Genomic DNA, 23222 nt, shown 5'->3' on the forward strand with positions numbered 1-23222 from the left:
AAATCAATACTGCACTTTGCGGTCGACGTACCGGAACTGTACGACCGTCAAGGCAACCACAATGAACATCAGTACAACGGACTGGGCCGCGGACGAACCCAGGTCCAGGCCGCGGAAGCCGTCGCTATACACCTTGTAGACCAGGATCGAGGTCGACGTGCCGGGACCGCCCTGCGTGGTGGTGTCCACGACTGCGAAGGTGTCGAAGAAGGCATAGATGATGTTGACCACCAGCAGGAAGAACGTGGTGGGCGAGAGCAGCGGGAACACGATGCTCCAGAAGCGGCGGGCCGGACTTGCGCCGTCGATCGCGGCGGCTTCGATGAGCGAACGCGGGATCGATTGCAGGCCTGCCAGGAAGAACAGGAAGTTGTACGAGATCTGCTTCCACACAGCGGCGACCAGCACCAGCATCATCGCCTGGTTGCCATCCAGCCGGGGGTTCCAGTCCACGCCGGACTTGCGCAACGCAACCGCCAGGATGCCGACGGAAGGCGAGAACATGAACAGCCACAGCACGCCGACGACGGCGGGCGCCACGGCGTAGGGCCAGATCAAGAGCGTCTTGTAGAGTCCTGCGCCGCGGATCACGCGGTCAGCCATGACGGCCAGCAGCAAGGACACGCCAAGACCCACCACTGCCACCAGCACTGAGAAGACGGCGGTGACGCGGAAGGAATCGAGGTAGGCCTGTTGCGAGAACAGTTCCATGAAGTTGTCGAGTCCGACGAACTCGGATGACAGACCGAAGGCATCTTCCAGCCGCATGGACTGCCACATGGCTTGTCCGGCAGGCAGGAAAAAGAAGACCACGGTAATGATCAGCTGCGGCAGAAGCAGCAGATAGGGCAAGGTCTTGTGCCCGAATACAACGCGTTTTTCCATAGGGGGAACCCAAGGTACAGAAAAGCGGCGGTTGGATTAACCGCCGCTTGAAACCGCTTTCATAAAAATACGATAGGCTTAAAGCCCTAAAAAAACCAGGGCTTTAAGCCTTGCGCTTGCAACCGGTGGTGCCGCTAAGTGCTTGTCATTGCATGGAAAATGCGAGTCGACATGCGCCAGGCGGCGTCCCGGAAAGGGCGTTACTTTACACTCTTCTCGAACTTCTCCAGCAACTCGTTGCCGCGCTTGACGATGTTCTCGGCGCCGTCCTTGGCCGCGACCTTGCCGGACACGATGCGTTCGATTTCAGCGTCTTCGATTTCACGGATCTGCGGCAGGAAGCCCAGGCGCAGGCCGCGCGATTGCGCCGTGGTTTCCACGTTCAGCTGCTTCACGCCGACTTCGGTGCCCGGGTTCTTGTCATAGAAGCCGGCTTTCTTGGTCAGTTCGTAGGCAGCCTTGGTGACCGGCACATAGCCGGTCTGCTGGTGCCAGCGGGCGGCGATTTCCGGGCTGGCCAGGAACTTGAAGAACGCGGTCACGCCCTTGTAGGTTTCCGGCTTCTTGTTGGCGAAGACCCACAGCGAAGCACCGCCGATGATGGTGTTCTGCGGGGCGCCTTGCACGTCGGCGTAATAGGGCACCGTCGAGGTGCCGAATTCGAACTTGGCGTTCTTGGCGATGTTGGCGCGCAGGCCGGACGAACCGGTGATCATGGCGCACTTGCCGCTGATGAACAGCGAGTTCGGCTCGTCGCCGCGCCCGCCGTACATGAAGATGCCTTCCTTGCCCAGCTTGGCCAGGTTTTCCAGATGGCGCACGTGCAGCGGGGTGTTGATGGCGATACGGGCGTCCAGGCCACCGAAACCGTTGTCCTTGGTGGCGTACGGCACGTTGTGCCAGGCCGAGAACGTTTCCAGCTGGACCCACGACGGCCACGAGGTGGTGTAGCCGCATTCCTGGCCGGCGGCCTTCAATTTCTGGCCGGCGGCGGCCAGTTCTTCCCAGGTCTTGGGCGGATTGTCGGCGTCCAGGCCAGCCTTCTTGAAGGCGTCCTTGTTGTAATAGAACACCACGGTCGAGCTGTTGAAGGGCATCGACACCAGCTTGCCGTCGGCCGACGAGTAGTAGCCCGCGACCGCGCCGATGAATTCCTTCGGATCGATCGGGTTGCCGACTTCTTCGGACATCTGCTGCACCGGCTTGATGGCGCCCTTGGCGTACATCATGGTGGCGGTACCGACTTCGAACACCTGGAGGATGTCCGGGGCATTGCCGGCGCGGAACGCGGCGATGCCGGCGTTCATGGACTCACCGTAGTTGCCCTTGTAGATCGCCTTGACCTGGTAGTCAGGGTTCTTCTTGTTGAACTCGTCCACCAGACCGTTCACGCGGTCGCCCAGGGCGCCTTCCATCGAGTGCCAGAACTGGATCTCGGTGGCGGCATGCGCGGAGGCGCCTGCGAAAGCCGTCATGATGGCGGCGAAGGTTAAAGCAATACGATGGGATCGCATGGTGAGGTTTCCTCCAGTTGGGCGTGTTGCGACCGGGTTGTCCGGGCACAGAAAACACGACACCTTATGAATTGTTTGTGACAAAACCGTGACTTTCACATCACTCTAAACGCCTGTCAAATTGCGCGTTTTAGGCGCGAACGAACATTTTCTTTTTTTTCCCCAACGAAGCTGACCGTCTACAATGCCTGGCTATGAAAAACGAACTTTCGATTGCGTTCATTGGCGGCGGCAATATGGCGGCCGCTTTGGCATCCGGACTGGCTGGCAAAGTATGCCCCGCCGGGAACATCCATGTCATTGACATAAACCAGGATGGGCATGCCGTCTGGCAGGCCCGCGGCATGACCACCGGGACGGCCCCCGGCGAGGCCCTGGCGCGGTGTCGCGTATGGGTGTTCGCAGTCAAGCCACAGAACATGAAAGACGTTGTGGCTTCCACACGTCAGTGGTTGCAGGACGACACCTTGGTGGTAAGCGTTGCGGCGGGGATTCGGGCCGACACGCTGGCCGGCTGGCTGGGTTCGCCTGACGCGCCGTTCAAGCGCCTGGTGCGTTGCATGCCGAATACGCCGGCGCTGGTGGGCGCGGGCATCACGGGTCTTGCCGCGCTGGACGGCGTGGGCGAGGCCGACCGCGAACTGGCCGCCACCTTGCTGGCAAGCGTGGGGCAGGTGGTCTGGGTGGCGGACGATGCCGCGCTGGACGGCGTGACCGCGCTGTCGGGCAGCGGCCCGGCCTATGTGTTCCTGTTCCTGGAAGCCCTGGTGGCGGGCGGCTTGAAAGTCGGGCTGACCGAAGCGCAGGCCAAGCAATTGGCATTAGGCACCTTGGCGGGCGCGACGAAGCTGGCCGCCGAGTCCACCGAACCCCTGGCGGTGCTGCGCGAACGCGTCACGTCCAAAGGCGGCACCACGGCCGCGGCCCTGGCCGCGTTCGGCGATGCGGGCTTTGCCGGCATCGTGGAAGATGCCATGGCCGCCGCGGCCCGCCGTTCGCGCGAGCTGGCCGAGGAGTTCGGCAAATGAACGTGGCAAACCGGGGCTTTCCCGCCATGAGCCGTCTGCAGTTCGGCGTTGCCGTGCTGTGCATGCTGGTGGTGGTGGTGGGCTCGAACATCCTGGTCCAGGTGCCGCTGAACGACTGGCTGACCTGGGGCGGGCTGTCGTATCCGGTGGCATTCCTGGTGACCGACGTGCTGAACCGCCGCTTCGGCCCGGGGGCCGCGCGCCGCGTGGTCTGGTTCGGTTTTGCCGCCGCGCTGGTCGTGTCGTTCTGGGTGGCGTCGCCGCGTATCGCGCTGGCGTCGGGCCTGGCCTACATTTGCGCGCAACTGGTCGACATCCAGGTGTTCGACCGTTTGCGCGACCAGCGCTGGTGGCGCGCCCCGTTGGTGTCGGGCGTGTTGGGCGCGATCCTGGACACGGCGGTGTTCTTCAGCGTGGCGTTCGCCGCTACCGGCGCACCCTGGACGACCTGGATGATGGGTGACCTGGCGATCAAGCTCGCGGTCAATATCAGCATGCTGGCGCCTTTCCGGGCGCTGCTGTGGAACCTGGCCAAGCCGGCCAACGCCTGACCGCAACGCGGCCCGGGCCAAAAAAAAATGCGCGCATCGTGGCGGATACCTCCGCCGGATGCGCGCATTTTTATTAACGCGACGGCATTATCCGTAAGGCCTGCGTAAGTACTGTATTTAAATGCGATTTCGAACGCTGTATTAATGATTTTTCATATAACAGACCAAGCACAATTGCTTGCCTGACACTATTGGAAAACTGAGGAAGATTTGCGTTTTCTCCAGCGAATTCATGGGTTTGTCGCGTTGATCCGTCACGATTAAAGGTTGGCCGGAAAATATTGGGGATTACACGCAGTGACAGTATGGCGGCTTGCTTCCAGAATACCGGCCACACCGTGTTTTTGCCCAAGAAGCCGGCGACGCGCGAAACGGATTGCGGGGTACCCACCCGATAACCTGTTTCGATCAGAGCCGCTCAAAACCTCGCTGGAGAACTCCGCATGAAGTTTCTGAATCGCCTTACCCCGGTAGCCATGGCGCTTGGGGCACTTGCCTTGGCTGGCGCCGCGCACGCCGCCGACACGATCAAGATCGGCATTCCCCAGCCCATGACCGGTCCCAACACGCAATACGGCGACCAGATCCAGGCCGGCGCCTTGACCGCCATTGAAACCATCAACGCCAAAGGCGGCGTAAAGGGCAAGAAGCTCGAACCGATCCTGATCGACGACGGCTGCGAACCCAAGCAGGCCGTGCCGGCCGCCAACCGCGTGGTCAACTCCGGCGCCAAGTTCGCCGTGGCCCATGCGTGCTCGGGCGTGACGGTCGCCGCCGTGAAGGTCTATGAGGAAGAGGGCATTGTCGGCATCACCCCGGGCGCCACGTCGCCGCTGGTGACGGACACCATCAAGCCGCATTACTTCTTCCGCACGATCGGCCGCGACGACCAGCAAGGCCCGTACGCCGCCGCGTACATCGCCAAGACGCTGAAGCCGCAGAAGGTCGCCGTGCTGCACGACAAGCAGACCTACGGTTCGGGCGTGGCCACCCAGGTCAAGGATTCCCTGGCTAAGGAAGGCGTGAACGTTGCCATGTTCGAAGGCATCAACGTCGGCGATAGCGATTACTCGGCCATCATCACCAAGCTGAAGTCCGCAGGCGTGGATCTGGTCTATTTCGGCGGCTATCACCCCGAACTCGGCCTGCTGCTGCGCCAGGCGCGCGAGCAGGGCCTGAAGGTTCAGTTCATGGGTCCGGAAGGCACGGCCAACCAGGATCTGGTGGCCATCGCCGGCCCGGCGATCGACGGCTTGCTCGTCACGTTGCCGGCCGACTTCACCAAGCTGCCCGGCAACGAAAGCATCGTGAAGGCCTTCAAGGACGCCAAGCGCGATCCGGACGGCGCCTTCCAGATGCCCGCGTACGCCGCCGTGCAGATCCTGGCCGACAGCATCAACGCTGTGGGCGAAGATCCCGCCAAGGTGGCCGACTACATGCACAAGACCACGTTCAACACCGGCATCGGCAAGGTCGAATACGATGCCAAGGGCGATTTGAAGAACTTCGAATTCGCCGTTTACAAATGGGACAAGAACGGCAAGAAGACCCAGCTGTAAACTCGCGATCCCGCCGGCACGGTGCCGGCGTGTAGGGCCTGTCGTCCTCGTTGTGCCGTAATCCGCGTAGCGATGCGCCAAAAGCGCTGTGCGGCCGGCATAAGTTGACGGCAGGCCCTTATAAAATACGCCCAGGTTTCCGGCTCCGGGTCTCGCTACCGGGGCCGGAACCATTTGGAGCAAGAGAAATAATGTCCGACCTCATACCCCAACTTACCCAGCAATTCTTCAACGGATTGTCCCTGGGCGCGATCTATGCGTTGATTGCCATCGGCTACACAATGGTCTACGGCATCATCGGTATGATCAACTTCGCCCACGGCGAAATCTACATGATCGGCGCCTATGTCGGCCTGGTCACCTTGACGTCCATCGGCACCAATAGCGGTTTGCCGGTGCCGTTCATCATCGCCGCCATGCTGCTTGTCGCCATCACCGTGACCGGCATCTACGGCTTTTCCGTCGAACGCGTGGCCTACCGGCCTGTACGCGGCAGTCCCCGCCTGGTGGCGCTGATCTCGGCGATCGGCATGTCGATCTTCCTGCAGAACTGGGTCGCGCTTGGCCAAGGCGCGCGCGACATGGCCGTGCCTTCGCTGGTGTCGGGCGCCGTGCAGTTCCACATGGGGTCCGATTTCGACGTGACGGTGCCGTATTCGCGCATCATGATCATCGTCGTCACCATCGTACTGATGGTCGGGCTGACGCTGTTCATCAAGTATTCCCGCATGGGTCGCGCCTCGCGCGCCTGCTCGCAGGACATGCATATGGCCAATCTGCTGGGCATCGACACCAACCGCGTGATCTCGTTCACGTTCGTGATGGGCGCGATCCTGGCGGCGGTGGGCGGCGTGCTGATCGCCATCACCATCGGCAAACTGAATCCCTTCATCGGCTTCCTGGCCGGCATCAAGGCCTTCACGGCGGCGGTGCTGGGTGGCATCGGCAGCATCCCCGGCGCCATGCTGGGCGGCGTGCTGCTGGGCTTGGCCGAAACCTTCGCGGCCGCGTATATCTCGTCACAGTACAAGGACATCGTGGCGTTTTCGCTGCTGGTCCTGATTCTGCTGTTCCGTCCCACCGGGCTGCTGGGCAAACCTGAGGTGGAAAAAGTCTGATGTCGAAAAATAATCTTAAAAACGCCACGATGGCGGCCGTGTTGACGGCGGTCATCGTTACGCCGGTGTTCGGCCTGCAACTGATCCGCCAGGGTGCGCGCACGTCAATGGAATCGCACTGGGGGCTGGTGGCGCTTGCCGCGGCCGTCGTGTTCGTGTTCCAGATGCTGCGCCCATGGATCGCTGCGCCGTTCAAGAAGCTGAAGACCGCGCTGCCGACCTTGCCGTCGGCGCCCGCCAAGAGTCATAAAGGGCTTGCACTGCTGCTCTTGGCAATCGCAGTCGTCTGGCCGTTCTTCGCGGGACGCAGCTCGGTCGACATCGCTACGCTGGTGCTGATCTACGTGATGCTGGGCCTGGGCCTGAACATCGTCGTGGGGTTCGCCGGGCTGTTGGACCTGGGCTTCGTGGGCTTCTACGCCGTGGGTGCCTACACCTATGCCTTGCTGTACCACTGGGGTGGCTGGAGCTTCTGGGAAGCGCTGCCGTTCTCGGGCGCGATGGCAGCCTTGTTCGGTTTCGTGCTGGGCTTCCCGGTGCTGCGGTTGCGGGGCGATTACCTGGCCATCGTGACGCTTGGTTTTGGTGAAATGATCCGCTTGCTGCTGATCAACCTGAACACGCTGACCGGCGGGCCGGACGGCATCTCGGGGATTCCGAAACCCACGGTCTTCGGCCTGGAAATGACGCGCCGCGCCAGCACGGAAGGCGGCACGACGTTCCATGAGTTCTTCGGCTTGACGTTCCAGAACCAGGACATGGTGATCTATCTGTACATGATGGCGCTGCTGCTGGCGCTGATCACGCTGTTCGTGTCGACGCGCCTGATCCGCATGCCGGTCGGCCGTGCCTGGGAGGCGCTGCGCGAGGACGAAATCGCTTGCCGTTCGCTGGGTTTGAACCCCACGCGCATCAAGCTGTCCGCGTTCACCCTCGGCGCCACGTTTGCCGGCTTCGGCGGCGCGTTCTTCGCGGCGCGCCAAGGCATGGTGAACCCGGAATCCTTCACCTTCATCGAATCCGCGCTGATCCTGGCCATTGTGGTGCTGGGCGGCATGGGTTCGCAGGTGGGCGTGATCCTGGCGGCCATCCTGCTGACGGTCTTGCCCGAACTGGCGCGCGAATTTGCCGAGTACCGGATGCTGATGTTCGGTCTGGTGATGGTGTTGATGATGATGTGGCGTCCGCAGGGGTTGTTGCCCATGAAGCGTCCCCACGTGGAGCTGTCTAAATGAGCGAGGCATTGCTTAAAGTATCCGGGCTCACCATGCGGTTCGGCGGCCTGCTGGCCGTCGACAGCGTGGCGTTCGAAGTGAAATCCGACGAGGTCTTCGCCATCATCGGCCCCAACGGCGCGGGCAAGACCACGGTGTTCAACTGCGTCGGCGGCTTCTACGCGCCGACCGCGGGCGACATCATCATGGACGGCAAGCCGATCACCGGCTTGCCCAGCCATAAGGTCGCCCGGCATGGACTGGTGCGCACGTTCCAGAACGTGCGCCTGTTCAAGCAGTTGACCGTGCTTGAGAACCTGCTGGTGGCGCAACACACCCAGGTGGAGTCCCGGCTGCTGCCGGGGCTCTTGAAGCTCAAGGGCTATCGCCAGTCCGAAACCGACGCGCTGTCGCGTGCGGCGCAGTGGCTGGATTTCATGGGCCTGCGGGAATTCGCCAACCGCGAAGCCGGTAATCTGGCGTACGGCCACCAACGCCGCCTGGAGATCGCGCGCTGCATGATCACCAAGCCGCGCCTGCTGATGCTGGACGAACCGGCGGCTGGCCTGAACCCTCAGGAAAAGCGCGATCTGCAATCGCTGATCGACCAACTGCGGCGCGAGTTCGGCGTCGCGGTGCTGCTGATCGAGCACGACATGAGCCTGATCATGGGTATTTCCGACCGTATCCTCGTCATGGAGCACGGCAAGCCCATCACGACCGGCACCCCCGAGCAGGTGCGCAACGACGAGCGCGTCATCAAAGCGTACCTGGGGGAGGAATGATGCTTAAGCTGGAAAACATACACACCTACTACGGCGCCATCCAGGCGTTGAACGGGGTGTCGGTGGACGTCAATAAAGGCGAAATCGTGACCTTGATCGGGGCCAACGGCGCCGGCAAGACGACGTTGCTGATGACGGTCTGCGGCAATCCCCGGGCACGCGAAGGCAAGATCACGTTCGAAGGCGAGGACATCACCAACAAGGATACGCACCACATCATGCGCAATGGCATCGCCATTTCGCCGGAAGGTCGCCGTGTCTTCAAGGACCTGACAGTTGCCGAAAACCTGATGATGGGGGGCTTTTTTTCCAAGCGGGCGGAAATCGAAGCGGGTATCGAACACGTCTACGGTTTGTTCCCCCGCTTGAAAGAGCGTTCGGCGCAGCGCGCCGGGTTGATGTCCGGCGGCGAACAGCAGATGCTGGCCATTGGCCGTGCCCTGATGACGCGTCCGCGCCTGTTGCTGCTGGACGAGCCCACGCTGGGCCTGGCACCGCTGGTGATCGCTCAGATTTTCGACATCATCCGCGAAATCCGGGAACAAGGCGTGACGGTGTTCCTGGTGGAGCAGAACGCGAACAAGGCGCTGGGCGTGGCCGATCGCGGTTATGTCCTGGAGAACGGCCGTGTCGTGCTGCAGGACACGGGCGCTAATTTGTTGGTCAACGATCAGGTCCGCAAGGCTTACCTGGGCGGCTGACGTTCAGAACGTTATTCCCCGCGAAGGGAAATTGGGGCGCATCGAAAGATGCGCTTTTTTTTCGGGTGGCACGCGCGACGTCCATGGAAATGGCCGAGACCGTCAGCGCGCGTCACCCCTCACGCCGCGATCAGTTGCTTGGCCTGGTCGGCTTCGTAGTGCGCGATCGCGGCGCGGGCCAGCGCGTCGATCGAGTCCGTCAGCGTCACGCCCAGGCTCGGGCGCAGCGCGTGCGGCACGGCCAGTGGCAGTTCGGTGCAGCCCAGCACCACGGCGTCGGCGCCGCGCGCTTTCAGGCGGGCGATGCACTCGGCGGCAGGCGCGAAGGCGGCTTCCAGCTGGTTGCCTTTGACGGCGCGGATCGATCCCATACAGTAGCGCTCGACTTCTTCGTCGTCCGGCACGATGCACGCGTAGCCTTGGGCCTCAAGATGCTTCTGATACAGCCCCAGCTTCAACGTGGCCGCGGTGCCCATCAGGCCGATGCGGCCCCGCGGCAGGCCCAGGCGGCGCAGGTCGTCGATGACCGCCTGGATGATGTGCAGCACGGGCACGCCGGTGGACGCGGCGATCTCGTCGTACCAGAGGTGGGCCGTGTTGCAGGGAATGGCGATCAGTTGCGCGCCCGACGCTTCCAGGAAACGCACGCCGTCGACCATGGAGGGAAGGGGGCTTTCGCCGCCCGCCATATAGGCGCTGGATCGGTCGGGGATTCGGGGGTCGTTGCGCAGCAGCGTGGGGATGTGTTGCTGGTCTATCGCGGCCGGCGTCAGCGCCGCCAGGCGAAGGGCGAAAGCCGCACCGGCCATCGGGCCCATGCCGCCCAATACACCCAGGTAGCAGCCCTGGGAAAACGTCTTCACTTTATAAACTCCGAGGTAATGCGTCGCCGGGCGTCAGGACCTGTCCCGGGCGTTCAGCGCCAGTCCGTTCCCCGTCCCATACCTGCTTGCCATTGACCCACACCGCGTGGATGCCCTGGCTTGCCTGAATGGGAGCTGAAAAAGTGGCCACATCTGTCACCGTGGCAGGATCGAACAGCACCAGGTCAGCATGATAACCCTCGTGCAGCAGTCCACGCTTGGCGATTCCATATTGGGCGGCCGCCAGACCCGTCATCTTGTGGATGGCGGCTTCCAGCGACAGCAGCCGCTGCTCGCGCACCATCGTGCGCAGCACATTGGTGAACGTGCCCCACTGGCGGGGGTGCGGATGGGGATCGAAGGGCAGGCCATCAGACCCGACCATCGTCAGCGGGTGCGCAAAGATGCGGTTGACGTCGGCCGGGGCCATCAGGAAATAGATCGCGCCGGCGGGAGCCAGGCGCGCGACGGCGGCTTCGTCGTCCAGGCCCAGTTCCTGCATGACCTCGCTGAAATCGCGGCCGGTGGCCTCGGGGTAGCCCTTGGACCAAGTGATCATGGTCCGGCTGGCGAGCCGCGCGCGGTCCAGGCGCAGCATGGTGGAGGTGGCGGGGTAGGGGTGGCAGTCCAGGCACACGGGCTGGCTGGCGGCTGCACGGCTGATCAAGTCCAGCGTCTCGCGCGTGCGGCCATGGTTGCGTTCGCCCGCCAGCTTGTGGTGGGAGAACACCACGCGGCAGTCAAGTTCGCGGCCGATCAGCAACGCTTCTTCCATGGCGGGCACGATGTGATCGGCTTCGTCGCGCAGGTGGGTGGCGTACAGGCCAAGGCGACCCGATTCCCGCAGGTCCTTCAACGGGCGGCAGACGTCGATGATCTCGTCGGTAGGCGCGGCGCTGGCCGGCGGATAGAACGTGCCGGTGGAGACGCCGAAGGCGCCGGCGTCCAGCGCTTCCTGCATCAGAGCGCGCATCGCGGCGCGTTCGCGGTCGTCGGCGGCGCGCGACGTGTCGTCCATGACGGCGACGCGCAGCGTCGTGTGCCCCACCAGGGGGATGACGTTCACGGCGGGGGGCGTGGCGCGCAGGGCGTCCATCCAGGCGCGGAACGTGCCGAAGCGGAACAGCTCGGACGGGCCAAGCAGGTCCAGCGGCTGCGGGATGCCTTCGCGCTCAAGCGGCGCCAGGCTGATCCCGCAATTGCCGGTGACGACTGTGGTGATGCCTTGCGATACCTTGGGCAGCATGTCCGGATGCGCCAGCAGGTAGCCGTCGTCGTGGGTATGCGAATCGATGAAACCGGGGGCGAGGACTTGGCCCCGGCCGTCGATCACCGGCACGCCGGCGGGGTGCGCAAAGCTGCCCACCGCGACGATCCGTTCGCCCAGCACGGCCAGGTCACCCTGACGCGCCGGTCCGCCGGAACCGTCGATAAGCGCGGCCCCCGCTACGATGAAGTCTGCCTGCAAGATGCGATCCGTCATTGCCTAGTCCAGTTTTTCGATGCCGGCGGTGTCGATGATCTTCTGCCACTTGGCGGTTTCACGATCGATCAGCTGCTTGAAGTCCTCGGGCGAGCCGGTAGCCGGGACGGCGCCGAGCGTGGCGAGGCCGGTGCGCACGTCAGGGGCTTGCAAGGCCTTCTGGATAGCGGCGTTCAGCGTGGCCACCACGTCGGCGGGCGTGCCCTTGGGCGCCACGACGCCGCCCCAGGCGACCGTCTCGTAGCCCTTCAGGCCGGATTCGTCCAGCGTCGGCACGTCAGGCATCAAGGACAGGCGTTTCAGGCTGCTGACGCCGATGGCGCGGACCTTGCCGCTCTTGACCAGGGGCGCCGCTTCCGAGGTGTTGACGAAGAGATAGTCCAGGCGGCCGCCCAGTAGATCCTGGATGGCGGCGGGGCCGCCGTTGTAGGGGATGAACATCACGTCCAGCTTGGCCATGCTCTTGAAGAGTTCGCCGCCCATGTGGCCGGTAGTGCCCACGCCCGAGGCGCCATAGGACAGGCGGCCGGGCTGCTTGCGGGCCAGCTCGATCAGGTCCTGCACGCTCTTGACCGGGGAATCGGCCGGCACGATCAGCGCGTTGTACAGGTCGAACATGTGGGCAACAGGCGTCAGGTCCTGGTCCACATCGTAGGGCAGGCGCTTGAACAGCGAGCGGTTCACGGCTAGCGTGTTGATGTTGCCGTAGCCCACGGTGTAGCCGTCGGCCGCGGCGCGCTTGACCAGCGCGATGCCGATGTTGCCGGCGGCGCCCGGGCGGTTCTCGACGACCATCGTCGCCCCGGTGTCGCGAGCCAACTGCGTGGTGATCAGGCGCGACAGCACGTCGGGCGATCCACCCGCAGCGGACGGCACGATGAACGTGATGGGTTTGTCGGGATAGGGACCGGCGGCGGCGGGGCCGATCAGCAAGGCGCTCAGGGCCAGCGCGGAGAGGGTGCGGAAAACATTGCGGTGCATGGTGGTATTCCCCTTGTTTTGTTGTGTTGAGGGGCGCAGATTACACCCGCATTGCGGCGCTGCATCATCGAAAAATGTGGCAATCCTATAATCCGTCGTTATCGATCAAGGGGAAGAAATTTGGATGCGGATGCCTATGCCGATGAGGTCGGGCCCAGTGCCGGACGGCCGTTGAACCTTCGCCAGATCGAGGTGTTCCGGGCGATCATGATGTCCGGCTCGATCAGCGGCGCGGGGCGGATGCTGCATGTATCGCAACCTGCCGTCAGCCGGGTGCTGGCACTGACCGAGAGCCGGCTGGGATACCGCCTGTTCGAACGCGTGAAGAGCCGCTTGTCGCCTACGGCCGAGGCGCGTCGGCTGTACGCCGAGGTTGAGCAGGTGTATGGCGGCATCCAGCGCGTGAACGACCTTGCCGCCAGCCTGGGGCAGTCGGGCGCGGGCATGCTGAAGATCGTGGCCAGCGCCAGCTTTGGTCAACGCCTGGTTCCGATGGCGCTGGAGCGATTTCGAGGGCGGAATGCGGATGCTCGGGTGGACTACCGCAGCGTCACGTTCGACGAACTGGCGGCGTATTTCCTGTCCGGACAGGCGGACATCGGCATCTCGATGCAGCCGCCCGATCATCCCAACCTGACGTCGGTCCGGCTGGCGCAGGTGCCGGTGGTCTGCGTGATGCCGAAGTCGCACCCGTTGGCCAGCCATGATGTGGTGCGCCCGGACGATTTCGCGTCGGCCGCATGGATCGGCTACCCGCGCGACACGCCGCTGGGACGGGCGTTGCAGCCCTTTTTCGGCGACGGGCCGCGATGCGCGGCGGCGGTTGAGGTCCATTCCCCGGTGACGGCCTGTTCGTTCGTGCAGCAGGGGCTTGGGCCGGCGCTGGTGGACGCGTGGTGCGTGGCGCCCGACCAGGCCGCGCAGATGGTGCTCAGGCCTATCGAGCCCGAGGCCAGCGTCGAGATCTGGGCCACGCATTCGAACCTGAGCGCGCCGCCGCTGTTGGCTCGGCGTTTCCTGGCGGCGGTGAAGAAAACCCTGGAAGGGGAGTCGCTGACCGGCGGGACGGCCAGCGCGCCGGATGCAGGTTGAACCGGAAAGGCAGCGGCGGGAAGCCGCCAGCCGCCCGGTTTGGCGCTACAGCCCCTCAGCCTTCAACGCGGCCTGAACGCCCTTGTCGGCTTCCATGCGCGTGAAGAACGCCGCCAGGTTGTCCTGGCCGGATAGGTCGACTTCCTTGGCATGTGCCCAGCGCAGCACGACGTACAGGTAGGCGTCGGCGATGGAGGGCGCGTCGCCCGTCAGGTAGGGCTTGCCGGCCAGTTGCGCATTCAACTGCGAGAACAACTTGGTCAGCAGCTTCGAGGCCGAGCCCGCCAGTTCTTTCTGCGCGTCTTCGTCGCCGAGGAAGCGGGACGCGCCGAAGATCATCGAGAACGTCTTGTGGATGTCGGAATTGATGAAGCCCAGCCAGCGGCGCACTTCCGCGCGCGAGCGCGCCGAGCCGTCGCCCAGCAGCTTGCTCTCGGGGGCTTGTTCGGCGATGTATTCCAGGATCGAGGCGTTCTGCGTCACGGCCCAGTCGCCGTCGACCAGCGCAGGTACGGCGCCCAGCGGATTCACTTTCAGAAAGTCCGGACCCTTGAGCTCGTCACGGCTGAGCTTGTGCGTCTCGTAAGGCTTGCCGACCCACTCCAGGACAATGTGGGAAGCGAGCGAGCACGCGCCGGGCATGTAGTACAGTTTCATGTGATGGGGTCTCCTGAGAGGAAGGACGGGAGACACCCGTCCCTGGGCGCTATGGTACGCCACCCGCGGCCAGGGCCGCGCCATCTTGCCATGCCATCCGTGCCCGCATTCAACCCAGTTGCCGCCGGAGATGTCCATGTCGTCACGCACCGCCGCGAGCTCGCGCGCGATTCCCCTTGCCGTATCCTCATTGCTGGCCGTCGTGGGCGCCTTCCACGCTGCGGCGCCTGCGCGAGCCGCCCAGGAGCCGCCCTCGGTGGCCGCCCGCGTCACGCCCGTCGTGGGCGGTCTGGATCACCCGTGGGCGATGGCCTTCCTGCCCGACGGCGGGGTGCTCATCACCGAACGGCCCGGCAACCTGCGTTTGCTGCGCACGCCGGGGGGACTGTCCAAGCCGCTCTCGGGCGTACCCAAGGTGGCGGCTTCGGGGCAGGGCGGTTTGCTGGACGTGGCACTGTCACCGGACTTCGCGACCGACCGTTACGTGTATTTGTCCTATGCGGAATCCGATGGCGATAAAAGCGGCACCGTCGTCGGACGGGGGCGGCTGGCCGATGACGCCACGGGCTTGCAGGACTTCAAGGTGTTGTTCCGGCAAGCGCCCAAGCTGTCCTCGGGCCTGCATTTCGGTTCGCGCCTGGTGTTCGACGGCAAGGGATACCTGTTCATCTCCTTGGGCGAAAACAATCAGCGGCCGACTGCGCAGGATCTGGACAAGCTCCAGGGCAAGGTGGTGCGGCTGAAAGCCGACGGTTCGGTGCCCCCCGACAATCCCTTTGCCGGCAAGGCCGGCGCCCGGCCCGAGATCTGGTCGTACGGCCACCGCAACCCGCAAGGGATGGCGCTGAATCCGTGGTCCGGGGACCTTTGGGAAAACGAGCACGGGCCGCGCGGGGGCGATGAAATCAATCTGGTCCAGCCGGGCAAGAACTACGGCTGGCCGCTGGCGACCTACGGCATCAATTATTCGGGGCAGCCGATTCCCGAGGCCAAGGGCGAAACCGCGCCGGGTACCGAGCCGCCGCTGTTCTGGTGGGCCAAATCGCCCGCGATCAGCGGCATGGCCTTCTATAGCGCCGACCGATTTCCAGCATGGCGGAACTCGGTCTTCATCGGCGCGCTGGCCAATCAGAATCTGATCCGCCTGACGCTGGACGGCAATCGGGTGGTGGGGCAGGAATGGTTGCTGGTGGACCGCAAAAGCCGGATACGCGACGTCCGGCAAGGTCCGGACGGGTACGTGTATGTGCTGACCGACGCCTCTCCCGGCCAATTGCTGCGGATTGCGCCGGCGGAGTCGGGAGGGTGAGCGATGAAGACCTATGAACTGATCGGATCCGCGGGCTGCGGCTCGGCCATTGTCGAGATGGCGCTGGCGTTGGCCAATGTGCCGCATACGCTGACGGACGTGCCGTATTTGAAACCGGGCCTCGAGCGCGACCGGCTGCTGCATCTGAACCCGCTGGGCCAGGTGCCGACGCTGATCACGCCCGACGGCGAGGTCATGACCGAAAGCGCGGCCATGATCCTGCACCTGCATGACGTGGCGCCGCAAGCGGGTCTGGCGCCCGGCCCGGACAAGCCGGAGCGCGCGCGTTTCCTGAACCTGTTGCTGCGCGTGGTGGCGGCCATCTATCCGACCTTTACCTATGGCGACAATCCGCCGCAATGGACCACGGAAGGCGCGGCGGCAGACTTGCTGCGCGAGCGCGTGCATACACGGCGGGCGGAACTGTGGCAGGAACTTGAGCGCCAGGCGGGCGCTCCCCATATGTTGGGCCGCCGATTTTCGGCGCTGGACCTGTATGTGACCGTCATGACGCATTGGCGGCCCGGGCAGGCGTGGTTCGGCGCCAACTGCCCGGCATTGACGGCCGTGGCACGCGAAGCCGCCCTGGAGCCGAACGTGGCGCGGGTCCTGCGGCGGAATTTTCCGGCGCCTACGGAATAGCCGCGGAATTGCCGCGGCGACAGGACCGCCGGTCAAGCGTCATGCTTTGGCGCGCCGCGTACCTTTGGCACGTGCCTCGCGCACGGCGATGTACACGCCGCTGCCTGCAATGAACAGCGCGCCCAGGTAGGCATAGGCGTCCGGGGCTTCGCGCCAGAAGATCCAGCCCAGGATCGTGGCCCAGATCAAGCCGGTGTAGTCGAACGGCGCCACGACCGAGGCCGGGCCGATGCGGAAACCCTGCGTGATCAACGCCAGGCCCAGCGTGCTGAAGAGCGCTACGCCACCGAAGTAAGGCAGGTCTTCCATCGCCGGCGTCTGCCATACCCAAGGCAAGCCCACCGCGCTGCATACCAACTGTCCCAGCACGATGTAGAACGTGGTGGTCAGCATGCCTTCGCTGCGGCTGATGCCGCGCGCCGTGATCATCATGACGGCGTACAGCAGGGCCGTCGTCAATGGCAGCAGCGTGGCGGGCTGGAAGGCGGCCGACCCCGGGCGCACGACGATCAGCACACCGGCGAAACCGGCCAGCACGGCCAGCCAGCGCTTGCCGTCGACGCGTTCTTTCAGGATCAGCACCGACAGCGCCGTCACGAACAGCGGCGCGGCGAATGCGATGGCGGTCGCCTCGGCCAGGGGCAGGGCGCGCAGGCCCAGATAGAAGCAACAGGCGGACACCACGTTGATCGCGCCGCGCGTCAGGTGCAGGCCGGGGTGCGTGGTGCGCAGCACGCGGCGGCCCCCCAGCCACAAGGCCAGCGTCATTACGAAGGGCAGCGCGATCAGGGCGCGCAGGAACAGGATCTGCAGCGGGTTGTAGTGCGCGCCCAGCCACTTGGCGTTGGCGTCGCTGAGGGTCAGGAAAAAGATGCCGCCCACCACGCAGGCGATGCCTGCGGCGGCGGAGTGGTCCCGGGCGGCGGGTAATACGGTCGAGGAAGACATCTGAAACCTGCAAGGGCGGCGGTTCCTGCCGCCGTGGGGAATGGGGAGCGTAAGCGGATGGCGGGAAAGGTCAGCCCTGGGCGCGGTAGGCGGCCAGCGCCACCATCGCCCAGGCGGCCAGGAAGGCCGCGCCGCCCAAGGGCGTCACAGCGCCGAGCCAGTGCGTGCCCGTCAGTGAAAGGAGATAAAGGCTGCCTGAAAACAGCACGATGCCCGCGAACATGACCAAGCCGGCCGCCGACAGCAGCGGCGAGCCGAACCGGGCGCCCAGCAGGGCGATGATGAACAGGCCCAGGGCGTGGATCAAGTGGTACATCACGCCGGTCTGCCAGACGGACAGCAATTCCGGCGTCAGCATGCGCTTGAGCCCGTGCGCGCCGAAGGCGCCTGCGCCCACCGCCACCATGAGATTCAACGCCGCGAGTATCGTGAGCTGCCGGTCCGTCATTGCCTGTCCTTATCTGTGATCGTGTGTAACGCCGCCTATGATATGCCCAAATCCGGTGCATGCCGGGGGGCGCGGGGACGCCAACGGCAGGTGGCCTGGAAATGGCATTCCAAATGGGATATCATAAATTCTGTTTGGAAATCCGTGGAGCGCACATGACTATCGCCATCGTTGGGAAAACCGCCGACAAGCGCGGCGCTTCCGTCAAGCGTCCGCCGCGCCATGCGGCGGCCCGGGCCAAGCAACTGTTCCTGGAACTGGTGGACAGCCCGCTGAGCGACATCGCGCGCGATGTGCGCCGGGGCCTGCCCGCGCAGATGGTGGACGACGCCGCCGACTTCCTGCAAGTCCCCAAGTCGGAAATCATGGCCATCACCGAAGTCAAGGCGGCGTCTTTGTCGCGGTGGACGCGCGAGGGGCAGATGCTGCCGCTGGGCGAATCGGACCGCCTGGCGCGGGTGGCGCGCGTGGCGCGGGTCGCCCGCCAAGTGTTGGGCAGCGACGAAGAAGCGGTGCTGTGGCTGAACACGCCGGTGCCGGCCTTGGGCAACGTCAAGCCTTTGTCGCTGCTGACCTCGGACGCCAGCAGCCGTATCGTCGAAGACACTTTGGCGCGCGCGGCGGCCGGCGTCTACGCATGACCGAGTTCGTCTCGCTGTGGCGCATCGGCACGACGGCCGGCAAATACCGGGCCGACGATCTGAGCGGCGCCGGCGCCGCCGCGGTGGGCGGGCGTTACAACAGCCCGGGCACCGCGGTGGTGTATACGTCGTCCAGCGTCGCGCTGGCCGTGCTCGAGACCGTGGTGCATTTCGCGGCCCGCGCATCCGAGCAGGCCAACCGGTACCTGATCGAGCTGGCGGTGCCGCGCGCCATCCATGAGGCCCGCCAGACCCTGACGCTAGGCCAGCTACAGGAAGACTATCCGTTCTGGGAAGCGGTGCCGTTCGCCGAGGCCTCGCAGGCCGTGGGCGACAACTGGGTGGCGTCGGGCGTATCGGCGTTGCTGGAACTGCCCAGCGCGATCGTGCCGTATCGCGGCGTGCCCGATTGCAACCTGCTGATCAATCCCGCGCACCCGGACGCCGAGCATATCGTCGTGGTTCGACGCGAGCGGTTCATCTACGATCCGCGCTTGCGGCCGGGCTGAACCCGCCCGGCGCCAAGCACGGAGTCCCGGCAGCCGCCGGCGTCAATCGACGGTCAGCACGGCGCGGCCGACAACCTTGCCGGCCCGCAAGGCGGACAACACGCTGTCGGCTTCGGCCAGGGCGTGGCGGTGCACCGGCATCGGGGGCACCTTGCCCGTCCGCACCAGTTCCATCAGCTCTTGCAGTTCGGTCAGGTTGCCCACGTAGCTGCCAATGATGGACATGGCCTTCATGGGGATCAGCGCGATCGGCCACGACGAGGCGCCGCCGAACAGGCCGACGATGATCAGCTTGCCGCCTTTGGTCAGGAAGTCGAACGCGAGCGAGGTGGTGGCGGGCGCGCCGACCAGGTCGATCGCGGCCTGGACGGGCTTGCCGCCCGCGGCCTTGATGATCTGCTGCGCGGCATCCGGCGCGGCGCCGTCGATGGCGGCCAATGCGCCGGCATCCAGCGCAGCCTGGCGCTTGGCGGGATCGATGTCGACCACGATGGCGCCCGCGCCGCCCAGCGCCTTGATCAAGGTAAGGCTCATCAGCCCCAGGCCGCCCGCGCCGAAGATCACGACCGGATGCTCGCGGTAGATGTCGGCGCCGATTTTCTTTAGCGCCGAATAGGTGGTCAGGCCCGAGCAGGCGTAGGGCGCGATCTGCGCCGGGTCCAGGTCGCCGATGTCGATCAGGTACTTCGGATGCGGCACCACGATGTGATCCGCATAGCCGCCGGCGCGGTGTACACCCAGGCAGGCGGGCGCGCTGCAGTGGTTTTCCATGCCCGACACGCAGGACGGGCACTTGCCGCAGCCGATCCACGGATAGACGAGGTAATTGCGGCTGTCCGAAAGCCCCGAGGCTTCCGGGCCGGCCGCGACGACGGCGCCCACGGTTTCGTGGCCCATCGTCAGCGGCAACGACACGCCGCGGTCTTTCAAGGACAGCGTGCGGCCCTGGCCCAGGTCGTAACCGCCTTCCCACAAGTGGATATCGCTGTGGCAAACCCCCGCCGCGCGGACCTTCAGCAGCACCTGCGTCCCTTGCGGGGTGGGCGTGGGCTGATTCATTTCTTGCAAGGGTTCGCGGAAGTTGACGACGCAATAGCACTTCATGGGATGTCTCCTTTAGTGATTCTTATGGCCGGGGCACTGCGTTGGGGCATTACTTCTTGACCAGCGGGCATTCGCTGTCGGCAAGCGACACGAACACCTTTTCGCCAGGCACGGTTGACAGGATACGGTAGAAGTCGCCGGGGTATTTGGACTCGGCGGGCTTCTTCACTTCAACCAGGTACAAGTCCATGATGACGCGGCCGTCCTCGGGACGGATCCGGGCATTTTTGATCAGTTTGGTCGTGATGGGCAACTCGCGCATCTTCTGATTGACCGCGGCGCCTTCGAACGTACCAGCCGCCTGGGCGGCTTGCAGGTAGTGGGTGGTCGCGACATAGCTGAGCGCCTGCACGATGGAAGGCGCACGCGTGACGCCCATCTTCTTCTGCCAGCGTTGCGTCCAGGCGCGGGTGTCTTCGTCGGCGTCCCAGTAGAAGCCGGTGGGGAAGGTCAGCCCTTGGGCGACCGGCAGGCCCATCGCCTGCACGTCGTTGATGAAGGTCAGGAAGGTCAGCATGCGCTGCTTGCCGCCGGTCAGGCCGAATTCCTGCGCTTGCTTGATCAGGTTGACGAGGTCGCCGCCCGCGCTGGCCAGGCCGACGACGTCGGCCTTGGAGGACTGCGCCTGCACCAGGAAGGACGCGAAGTCCATGGCGCCCAGGGGATGGCGCGTGCTGCCCACGACCTTGCCGCCCGCGTCCTGCACGAAGCGGCTGGCATTGCTTTCCAGCGATTTTCCGAAGACGTAGTCGGTGGTGATGAAATACCAGGACTTGCCGCCGCTTTCCACCACGCTTTTGACGACCGCATTGGCCAGCGCATAGGTGTCGGGCGCCCATTGGGTGCTGAGGTTGCTGCACTGCTTGCCGCTGAAGTCGCCGGCGAAACCGCCGCTGATGAGCGCCGTGCCGCCTTTCTCCTTGGCGACGCCTTGGGCAGCCAAACCGGCGGAACTGGCGCCGCCGTCCACGACCGCGACAAGGCCTTGCGTATCGAACCAGCGGCGGACCAGCGCCGAGGCCACGTCGGCCTTGTTCTGGTTGTCGGCTCCGATCACCTCCACCGTCTTGCCGGCCACTTTGCCGCCGAAATCCTCGACCGCCATCCGCACGGCCATTTCCGAGCCTTGGCCGCCCAGGTCCGAATAGATGCCTGAGCGGTCGTTCGACACGCCCAGGCGCACGACATCCGATTGGGCTTGGGCCGCGGATGCGGCCATCACGGCGGCAAGGGCCGCCAGCAGGGGTTTGAGTCGCATCTGTCTGTCTCCCCGGCCCGGGTCGGGGCCGATTATTGGAATTGTGGTGATGACGCGGTACCGCTATCGGAGGCGCCAGTTCTCCAGCCGGCTGAAATTCATTTCTTATTGGTGAATATAAATTCCTGTGCAAGAATTTAGGTTCGCCCATATGAAAAGTCAACTTGGTGGATGACCTAGCAGATTTACGAATTTTCCGAAGGCAAATCCGAACAGAGGTCGACACATGGAAGTGAAATTAGTCGTGCGGACACTGGAACTGATCGAGCTGTTTGCACAGACGCGGCGGCCAATGCCGCTGACTGAATTGGCGCAGGGTTTGGGCGCGCCGATGTCGAGTTGCCTGGCGCTGGTGCGCACGCTGGTCGCGCGCGGCTATCTGTACGAAGTGCGCCGCCGCGGGGGGTATTACCCAACCGCCAAGTTGCATGCCTTGAGCGGGCAGATCCAGGCAGGCGATCCGTGGCTGGAGGCGGTGCGGCCGCATCTGCTCGCCTTGCGCGACGCGGCCAATGAAACCGTGATGCTGGGCAAGATCCAGGACGGTGCCGTGGTGTTCCTGGACGTAGTGGAATCCACGCATCCGGTGCATTACGCGGCACGCCCGGGGGAACGCCGTCCGATGCACACCAGCTCGGTCGCCAAAGCCATCCTGGCGCAGTTGACGCCGGCGGACCGGGACAGCCTGCTGGCGGCGCCGGACTACACGCGCTATACCGATCGCACTCTGGTCACCCGCGGCGCCTTGCGCGCCGAGGTGGAACGGGTTCAGGCGCAAGGGTGGGCGGCGAACGTGGGCGAAAGCGTGGCCGACCTGACCGGACTGGCGGTCGCGTTGGATCTGGGCGGGGAATGGTATGCGCTGTGCATGGCCGGACCTACGCCGCGCGTGTGGGAACAGCGCGACCAGAACCTGCGTCATCTGCACGCGGCGGCGCAAGCGATCCGCCGGGCGCGCGCCGTTTAGCCCGGCGGGCCATTCAGCCCGGGCTCACGCGCCGCGGCGCATCAGCGTTGATTTACCGAACAGGCTTTCGATCAGGTCCACCGCCAGTTCCGCCGTCTTGTTGCGCACGTCGAACGCGGGGTTCAGTTCCACCACGTCCAGCGAGCGCATCAGGCCTGTGTCGGCGATCATTTCCATGCATAGCTGCGCTTCGCGGTAGGTCGGGCCGCCGGGCACCGTCGTGCCTACGCCGGGGGCGATCTCGGGGTCCAGGAAATCCACATCGAAGCTCACGTGCAGATGGGTGTCGGCGTCCAGGCCGGCCAGTGCGGCCTCCATCGTGGCGCGCATGCCCATTTCGTCCAGATAGCGCATGTCGAACACTTCCAGCCCGGCTTCATGCACCAACCGCTTTTCGCCCTGATCCACGCTGCGGATGCCGATCTGGCGGACCCAGCCCGGTTCGATGTCGGGCGTTTGGCCGGACATGCCCGTGATCTGTTCGGGACCATAGCCGCACAGGCAGGCCACGGGCATGCCATGGACATTGCCGGTGGGCGTCAGTGCGTTGGTATTGAAATCGGCATGGGCGTCCAGCCACAGCACGCGCAGCTTCTTGCCCGCTTCGCGGCAGTGGCGCGCGACCGCGCTGATCGAGCCGATGCCCAGGCAATGGTCGCCGCCCAGCAGGACAGGCAGGCGGCCTTCGGCCAGCTCGGCGTACACGGCATCGTGCACGGCGCGGTTCCACGCCGCGACTTCTTCCAGATGGCGGTAGCCGTCCACAGGCGGCAGCCACGGGTTGGCGGGGCCGTACAGGTTGCCGCGGTCGATCACCTGGAAACCTTGGGCCTCGATCGTAGGACCCAGGTCGGCCACACGCAAGGCTTCCGGACCCATCGATGCGCCGCGTGCGCCGGCGCCGATGTCCGTCGGCGCGCCGATGAGGGTGATTTGGGTGGGCAAGATGGCGCTGTTCGGCACGT

Annotated in this window: 24 protein-coding genes; 13 read left to right on the forward strand and 11 right to left on the reverse strand. The window is 64.7% G+C overall.

The window, feature by feature from the left end; translation table 11 throughout:
• Nucleotides 1-3 precede the first annotated feature (3 nt).
• Both ugpA and ugpB read right to left on the reverse strand, forming a co-directional pair.
• Nucleotides 4-885 carry a sn-glycerol-3-phosphate ABC transporter permease UgpA gene (gene ugpA, locus HG262_RS02265; RefSeq protein ID WP_006219636.1) on the reverse strand — a complete coding sequence of 294 codons (882 nt, stop codon included), beginning with the start codon at nucleotides 883-885 and terminating at the stop codon, nucleotides 4-6.
• Between the two features lie 200 nt (nucleotides 886-1085).
• Nucleotides 1086-2399, reverse strand: a complete 1314-nt coding sequence (ugpB, locus tag HG262_RS02270; protein ID WP_169269486.1) for a sn-glycerol-3-phosphate ABC transporter substrate-binding protein UgpB — start codon at nucleotides 2397-2399, stop codon at nucleotides 1086-1088.
• A gap of 194 nt (nucleotides 2400-2593) precedes the next feature.
• On the opposite strand from ugpB, the gene proC reads away from it, so the two are divergent.
• The 7 genes from proC (at nucleotide 2594) to HG262_RS02305 (ending at nucleotide 9355) form a co-directional block, all read left to right on the forward strand.
• A complete protein-coding gene (gene proC / locus HG262_RS02275) occupies nucleotides 2594-3427 on the forward strand; it encodes a pyrroline-5-carboxylate reductase (RefSeq protein WP_169269487.1) in 834 nt (277 codons plus the stop codon).
• Nucleotides 3424-3978, forward strand: a complete 555-nt coding sequence (locus tag HG262_RS02280; RefSeq protein WP_169269488.1) for a queuosine precursor transporter — start codon at nucleotides 3424-3426, stop codon at nucleotides 3976-3978. The genes proC and HG262_RS02280 overlap by 4 nt, the downstream gene beginning before the upstream one ends.
• 443 nt (nucleotides 3979-4421) lie before the next feature.
• Complete coding sequence (locus HG262_RS02285; RefSeq protein WP_169269489.1) at nucleotides 4422-5537, forward strand: high-affinity branched-chain amino acid ABC transporter substrate-binding protein; 1116 nt, start codon at nucleotides 4422-4424, stop codon at nucleotides 5535-5537.
• A gap of 191 nt (nucleotides 5538-5728) precedes the next feature.
• On the forward strand, nucleotides 5729-6655 hold the full coding sequence (livH, locus tag HG262_RS02290; protein ID WP_169269490.1) for a high-affinity branched-chain amino acid ABC transporter permease LivH: 927 nt from the start codon (nucleotides 5729-5731) through the stop codon (nucleotides 6653-6655).
• On the forward strand, nucleotides 6655-7890 hold the full coding sequence (locus HG262_RS02295) for a high-affinity branched-chain amino acid ABC transporter permease LivM (protein WP_169269491.1): 1236 nt from the start codon (nucleotides 6655-6657) through the stop codon (nucleotides 7888-7890). Before livH ends, HG262_RS02295 begins: the two co-directional genes overlap by 1 nt.
• Nucleotides 7887-8654: a high-affinity branched-chain amino acid ABC transporter ATP-binding protein LivG gene (gene livG / locus HG262_RS02300; protein ID WP_006222166.1), complete on the forward strand. Its 768-nt coding sequence runs from the start codon at nucleotides 7887-7889 to the stop codon at nucleotides 8652-8654. The genes HG262_RS02295 and livG overlap by 4 nt, the downstream gene beginning before the upstream one ends.
• Complete coding sequence (locus HG262_RS02305) at nucleotides 8654-9355, forward strand: ABC transporter ATP-binding protein (protein ID WP_054421987.1); 702 nt, start codon at nucleotides 8654-8656, stop codon at nucleotides 9353-9355. Before livG ends, HG262_RS02305 begins: the two co-directional genes overlap by 1 nt.
• Nucleotides 9356-9474: 119 nt before the next feature.
• Here the strand turns inward: HG262_RS02305 and HG262_RS02310 are convergent, their stop codons facing one another.
• Genes HG262_RS02310 through HG262_RS02320 form a run of 3 tightly spaced genes read right to left on the reverse strand, consistent with a single transcriptional unit; the run spans nucleotide 9475 to nucleotide 12682 of the window.
• Complete coding sequence (locus tag HG262_RS02310) at nucleotides 9475-10218, reverse strand: amino acid racemase (RefSeq protein WP_169269492.1); 744 nt, start codon at nucleotides 10216-10218, stop codon at nucleotides 9475-9477.
• A gap of 1 nt (nucleotide 10219) precedes the next feature.
• Nucleotides 10220-11701: a D-aminoacylase gene (locus tag HG262_RS02315; protein ID WP_169269493.1), complete on the reverse strand. Its 1482-nt coding sequence runs from the start codon at nucleotides 11699-11701 to the stop codon at nucleotides 10220-10222.
• Between the two features lie 3 nt (nucleotides 11702-11704).
• Nucleotides 11705-12682 carry a tripartite tricarboxylate transporter substrate binding protein gene (locus tag HG262_RS02320; protein WP_169269494.1) on the reverse strand — a complete coding sequence of 326 codons (978 nt, stop codon included), beginning with the start codon at nucleotides 12680-12682 and terminating at the stop codon, nucleotides 11705-11707.
• A gap of 120 nt (nucleotides 12683-12802) precedes the next feature.
• Between HG262_RS02320 and HG262_RS02325 the strand changes: the two genes are divergently transcribed.
• A complete protein-coding gene (locus tag HG262_RS02325; RefSeq protein WP_169269495.1) occupies nucleotides 12803-13774 on the forward strand; it encodes a LysR substrate-binding domain-containing protein in 972 nt (323 codons plus the stop codon).
• 45 nt (nucleotides 13775-13819) lie between these two features.
• Here the strand turns inward: HG262_RS02325 and HG262_RS02330 are convergent, their stop codons facing one another.
• A complete protein-coding gene (locus HG262_RS02330; RefSeq protein WP_169269496.1) occupies nucleotides 13820-14431 on the reverse strand; it encodes a glutathione binding-like protein in 612 nt (203 codons plus the stop codon).
• A gap of 136 nt (nucleotides 14432-14567) precedes the next feature.
• Between HG262_RS02330 and HG262_RS02335 the strand changes: the two genes are divergently transcribed.
• Nucleotides 14568-15740 (forward strand): PQQ-dependent sugar dehydrogenase, encoded by a 1173-nt coding sequence (locus HG262_RS02335; protein WP_169269497.1) that lies wholly within the window; start codon nucleotides 14568-14570, stop codon nucleotides 15738-15740.
• Between the two features lie 3 nt (nucleotides 15741-15743).
• On the forward strand, nucleotides 15744-16382 hold the full coding sequence (locus HG262_RS02340; RefSeq protein WP_169269498.1) for a glutathione S-transferase: 639 nt from the start codon (nucleotides 15744-15746) through the stop codon (nucleotides 16380-16382).
• Nucleotides 16383-16421: 39 nt separating this feature from the next.
• Here the strand turns inward: HG262_RS02340 and HG262_RS02345 are convergent, their stop codons facing one another.
• Both HG262_RS02345 and HG262_RS02350 read right to left on the reverse strand, forming a co-directional pair.
• Nucleotides 16422-17330 (reverse strand): DMT family transporter, encoded by a 909-nt coding sequence (locus tag HG262_RS02345; RefSeq protein WP_169269499.1) that lies wholly within the window; start codon nucleotides 17328-17330, stop codon nucleotides 16422-16424.
• 70 nt (nucleotides 17331-17400) lie between these two features.
• Nucleotides 17401-17778, reverse strand: a complete 378-nt coding sequence (locus HG262_RS02350) for a DUF423 domain-containing protein (RefSeq protein WP_169269500.1) — start codon at nucleotides 17776-17778, stop codon at nucleotides 17401-17403.
• 155 nt (nucleotides 17779-17933) lie between these two features.
• Here HG262_RS02350 and HG262_RS02355 point away from each other — a divergent pair, with 155 nt between their 5' ends.
• Entirely contained in the window at nucleotides 17934-18419 is a 486-nt protein-coding gene (locus HG262_RS02355; RefSeq protein WP_169269501.1) for an antitoxin Xre/MbcA/ParS toxin-binding domain-containing protein, read from the forward strand.
• Entirely contained in the window at nucleotides 18416-18928 is a 513-nt protein-coding gene (locus HG262_RS02360; protein WP_169269502.1) for an RES family NAD+ phosphorylase, read from the forward strand. Before HG262_RS02355 ends, HG262_RS02360 begins: the two co-directional genes overlap by 4 nt.
• 42 nt (nucleotides 18929-18970) lie before the next feature.
• Here the strand turns inward: HG262_RS02360 and HG262_RS02365 are convergent, their stop codons facing one another.
• Together HG262_RS02365 and HG262_RS02370 are read right to left on the reverse strand one after the other, a co-directional pair.
• Nucleotides 18971-20032, reverse strand: coding sequence for an alcohol dehydrogenase (locus tag HG262_RS02365; protein WP_169269503.1), 1062 nt, complete (start codon nucleotides 20030-20032; stop codon nucleotides 18971-18973).
• Between the two features lie 49 nt (nucleotides 20033-20081).
• Nucleotides 20082-21290 carry an ABC transporter substrate-binding protein gene (locus HG262_RS02370; protein ID WP_169269504.1) on the reverse strand — a complete coding sequence of 403 codons (1209 nt, stop codon included), beginning with the start codon at nucleotides 21288-21290 and terminating at the stop codon, nucleotides 20082-20084.
• A gap of 226 nt (nucleotides 21291-21516) precedes the next feature.
• Between HG262_RS02370 and HG262_RS02375 the strand changes: the two genes are divergently transcribed.
• Nucleotides 21517-22257, forward strand: coding sequence for an IclR family transcriptional regulator (locus tag HG262_RS02375; protein ID WP_169269505.1), 741 nt, complete (start codon nucleotides 21517-21519; stop codon nucleotides 22255-22257).
• Between the two features lie 24 nt (nucleotides 22258-22281).
• Here HG262_RS02375 and rocF read toward each other — a convergent pair whose 3' ends face one another.
• A complete protein-coding gene (gene rocF, locus HG262_RS02380; RefSeq protein ID WP_169269560.1) occupies nucleotides 22282-23220 on the reverse strand; it encodes an arginase in 939 nt (312 codons plus the stop codon).
• Nucleotides 23221-23222 lie beyond the last annotated feature (2 nt).

The organism is Achromobacter sp. Bel, assembly GCF_012928505.1.
Lineage (GTDB): Bacteria > Pseudomonadota > Gammaproteobacteria > Burkholderiales > Burkholderiaceae_B > Achromobacter.

Bases quoted from the DNA above. Each gene is read 5' to 3' on its own strand.
- ugpA (WP_006219636.1), bottom strand. From the start codon at position 885: ATGGAAAAACGCGTTGTATTCGGGCACAAGACCTTGCCCTATCTGCTG.
- ugpB (WP_169269486.1), bottom strand. From the start codon at position 2,399: ATGCGATCCCATCGTATTGCTTTAACCTTCGCCGCCATCATGACGGCT.
- proC (WP_169269487.1), top strand. From the start codon at position 2,594: ATGAAAAACGAACTTTCGATTGCGTTCATTGGCGGCGGCAATATGGCG.
- HG262_RS02280 (WP_169269488.1), top strand. From the start codon at position 3,424: ATGAACGTGGCAAACCGGGGCTTTCCCGCCATGAGCCGTCTGCAGTTC.
- HG262_RS02285 (WP_169269489.1), top strand. From the start codon at position 4,422: ATGAAGTTTCTGAATCGCCTTACCCCGGTAGCCATGGCGCTTGGGGCA.
- livH (WP_169269490.1), top strand. From the start codon at position 5,729: ATGTCCGACCTCATACCCCAACTTACCCAGCAATTCTTCAACGGATTG.
- HG262_RS02295 (WP_169269491.1), top strand. From the start codon at position 6,655: ATGTCGAAAAATAATCTTAAAAACGCCACGATGGCGGCCGTGTTGACG.
- livG (WP_006222166.1), top strand. From the start codon at position 7,887: ATGAGCGAGGCATTGCTTAAAGTATCCGGGCTCACCATGCGGTTCGGC.
- HG262_RS02305 (WP_054421987.1), top strand. From the start codon at position 8,654: ATGCTTAAGCTGGAAAACATACACACCTACTACGGCGCCATCCAGGCG.
- HG262_RS02315 (WP_169269493.1), bottom strand. From the start codon at position 11,701: ATGACGGATCGCATCTTGCAGGCAGACTTCATCGTAGCGGGGGCCGCG.
- HG262_RS02320 (WP_169269494.1), bottom strand. From the start codon at position 12,682: ATGCACCGCAATGTTTTCCGCACCCTCTCCGCGCTGGCCCTGAGCGCC.
- HG262_RS02330 (WP_169269496.1), bottom strand. From the start codon at position 14,431: ATGAAACTGTACTACATGCCCGGCGCGTGCTCGCTCGCTTCCCACATT.
- HG262_RS02335 (WP_169269497.1), top strand. From the start codon at position 14,568: ATGTCGTCACGCACCGCCGCGAGCTCGCGCGCGATTCCCCTTGCCGTA.
- HG262_RS02340 (WP_169269498.1), top strand. From the start codon at position 15,744: ATGAAGACCTATGAACTGATCGGATCCGCGGGCTGCGGCTCGGCCATT.
- HG262_RS02345 (WP_169269499.1), bottom strand. From the start codon at position 17,330: ATGTCTTCCTCGACCGTATTACCCGCCGCCCGGGACCACTCCGCCGCC.
- HG262_RS02350 (WP_169269500.1), bottom strand. From the start codon at position 17,778: ATGACGGACCGGCAGCTCACGATACTCGCGGCGTTGAATCTCATGGTG.
- HG262_RS02355 (WP_169269501.1), top strand. From the start codon at position 17,934: ATGACTATCGCCATCGTTGGGAAAACCGCCGACAAGCGCGGCGCTTCC.
- HG262_RS02360 (WP_169269502.1), top strand. From the start codon at position 18,416: ATGACCGAGTTCGTCTCGCTGTGGCGCATCGGCACGACGGCCGGCAAA.
- HG262_RS02365 (WP_169269503.1), bottom strand. From the start codon at position 20,032: ATGAAGTGCTATTGCGTCGTCAACTTCCGCGAACCCTTGCAAGAAATG.
- HG262_RS02370 (WP_169269504.1), bottom strand. From the start codon at position 21,290: ATGCGACTCAAACCCCTGCTGGCGGCCCTTGCCGCCGTGATGGCCGCA.
- HG262_RS02375 (WP_169269505.1), top strand. From the start codon at position 21,517: ATGGAAGTGAAATTAGTCGTGCGGACACTGGAACTGATCGAGCTGTTT.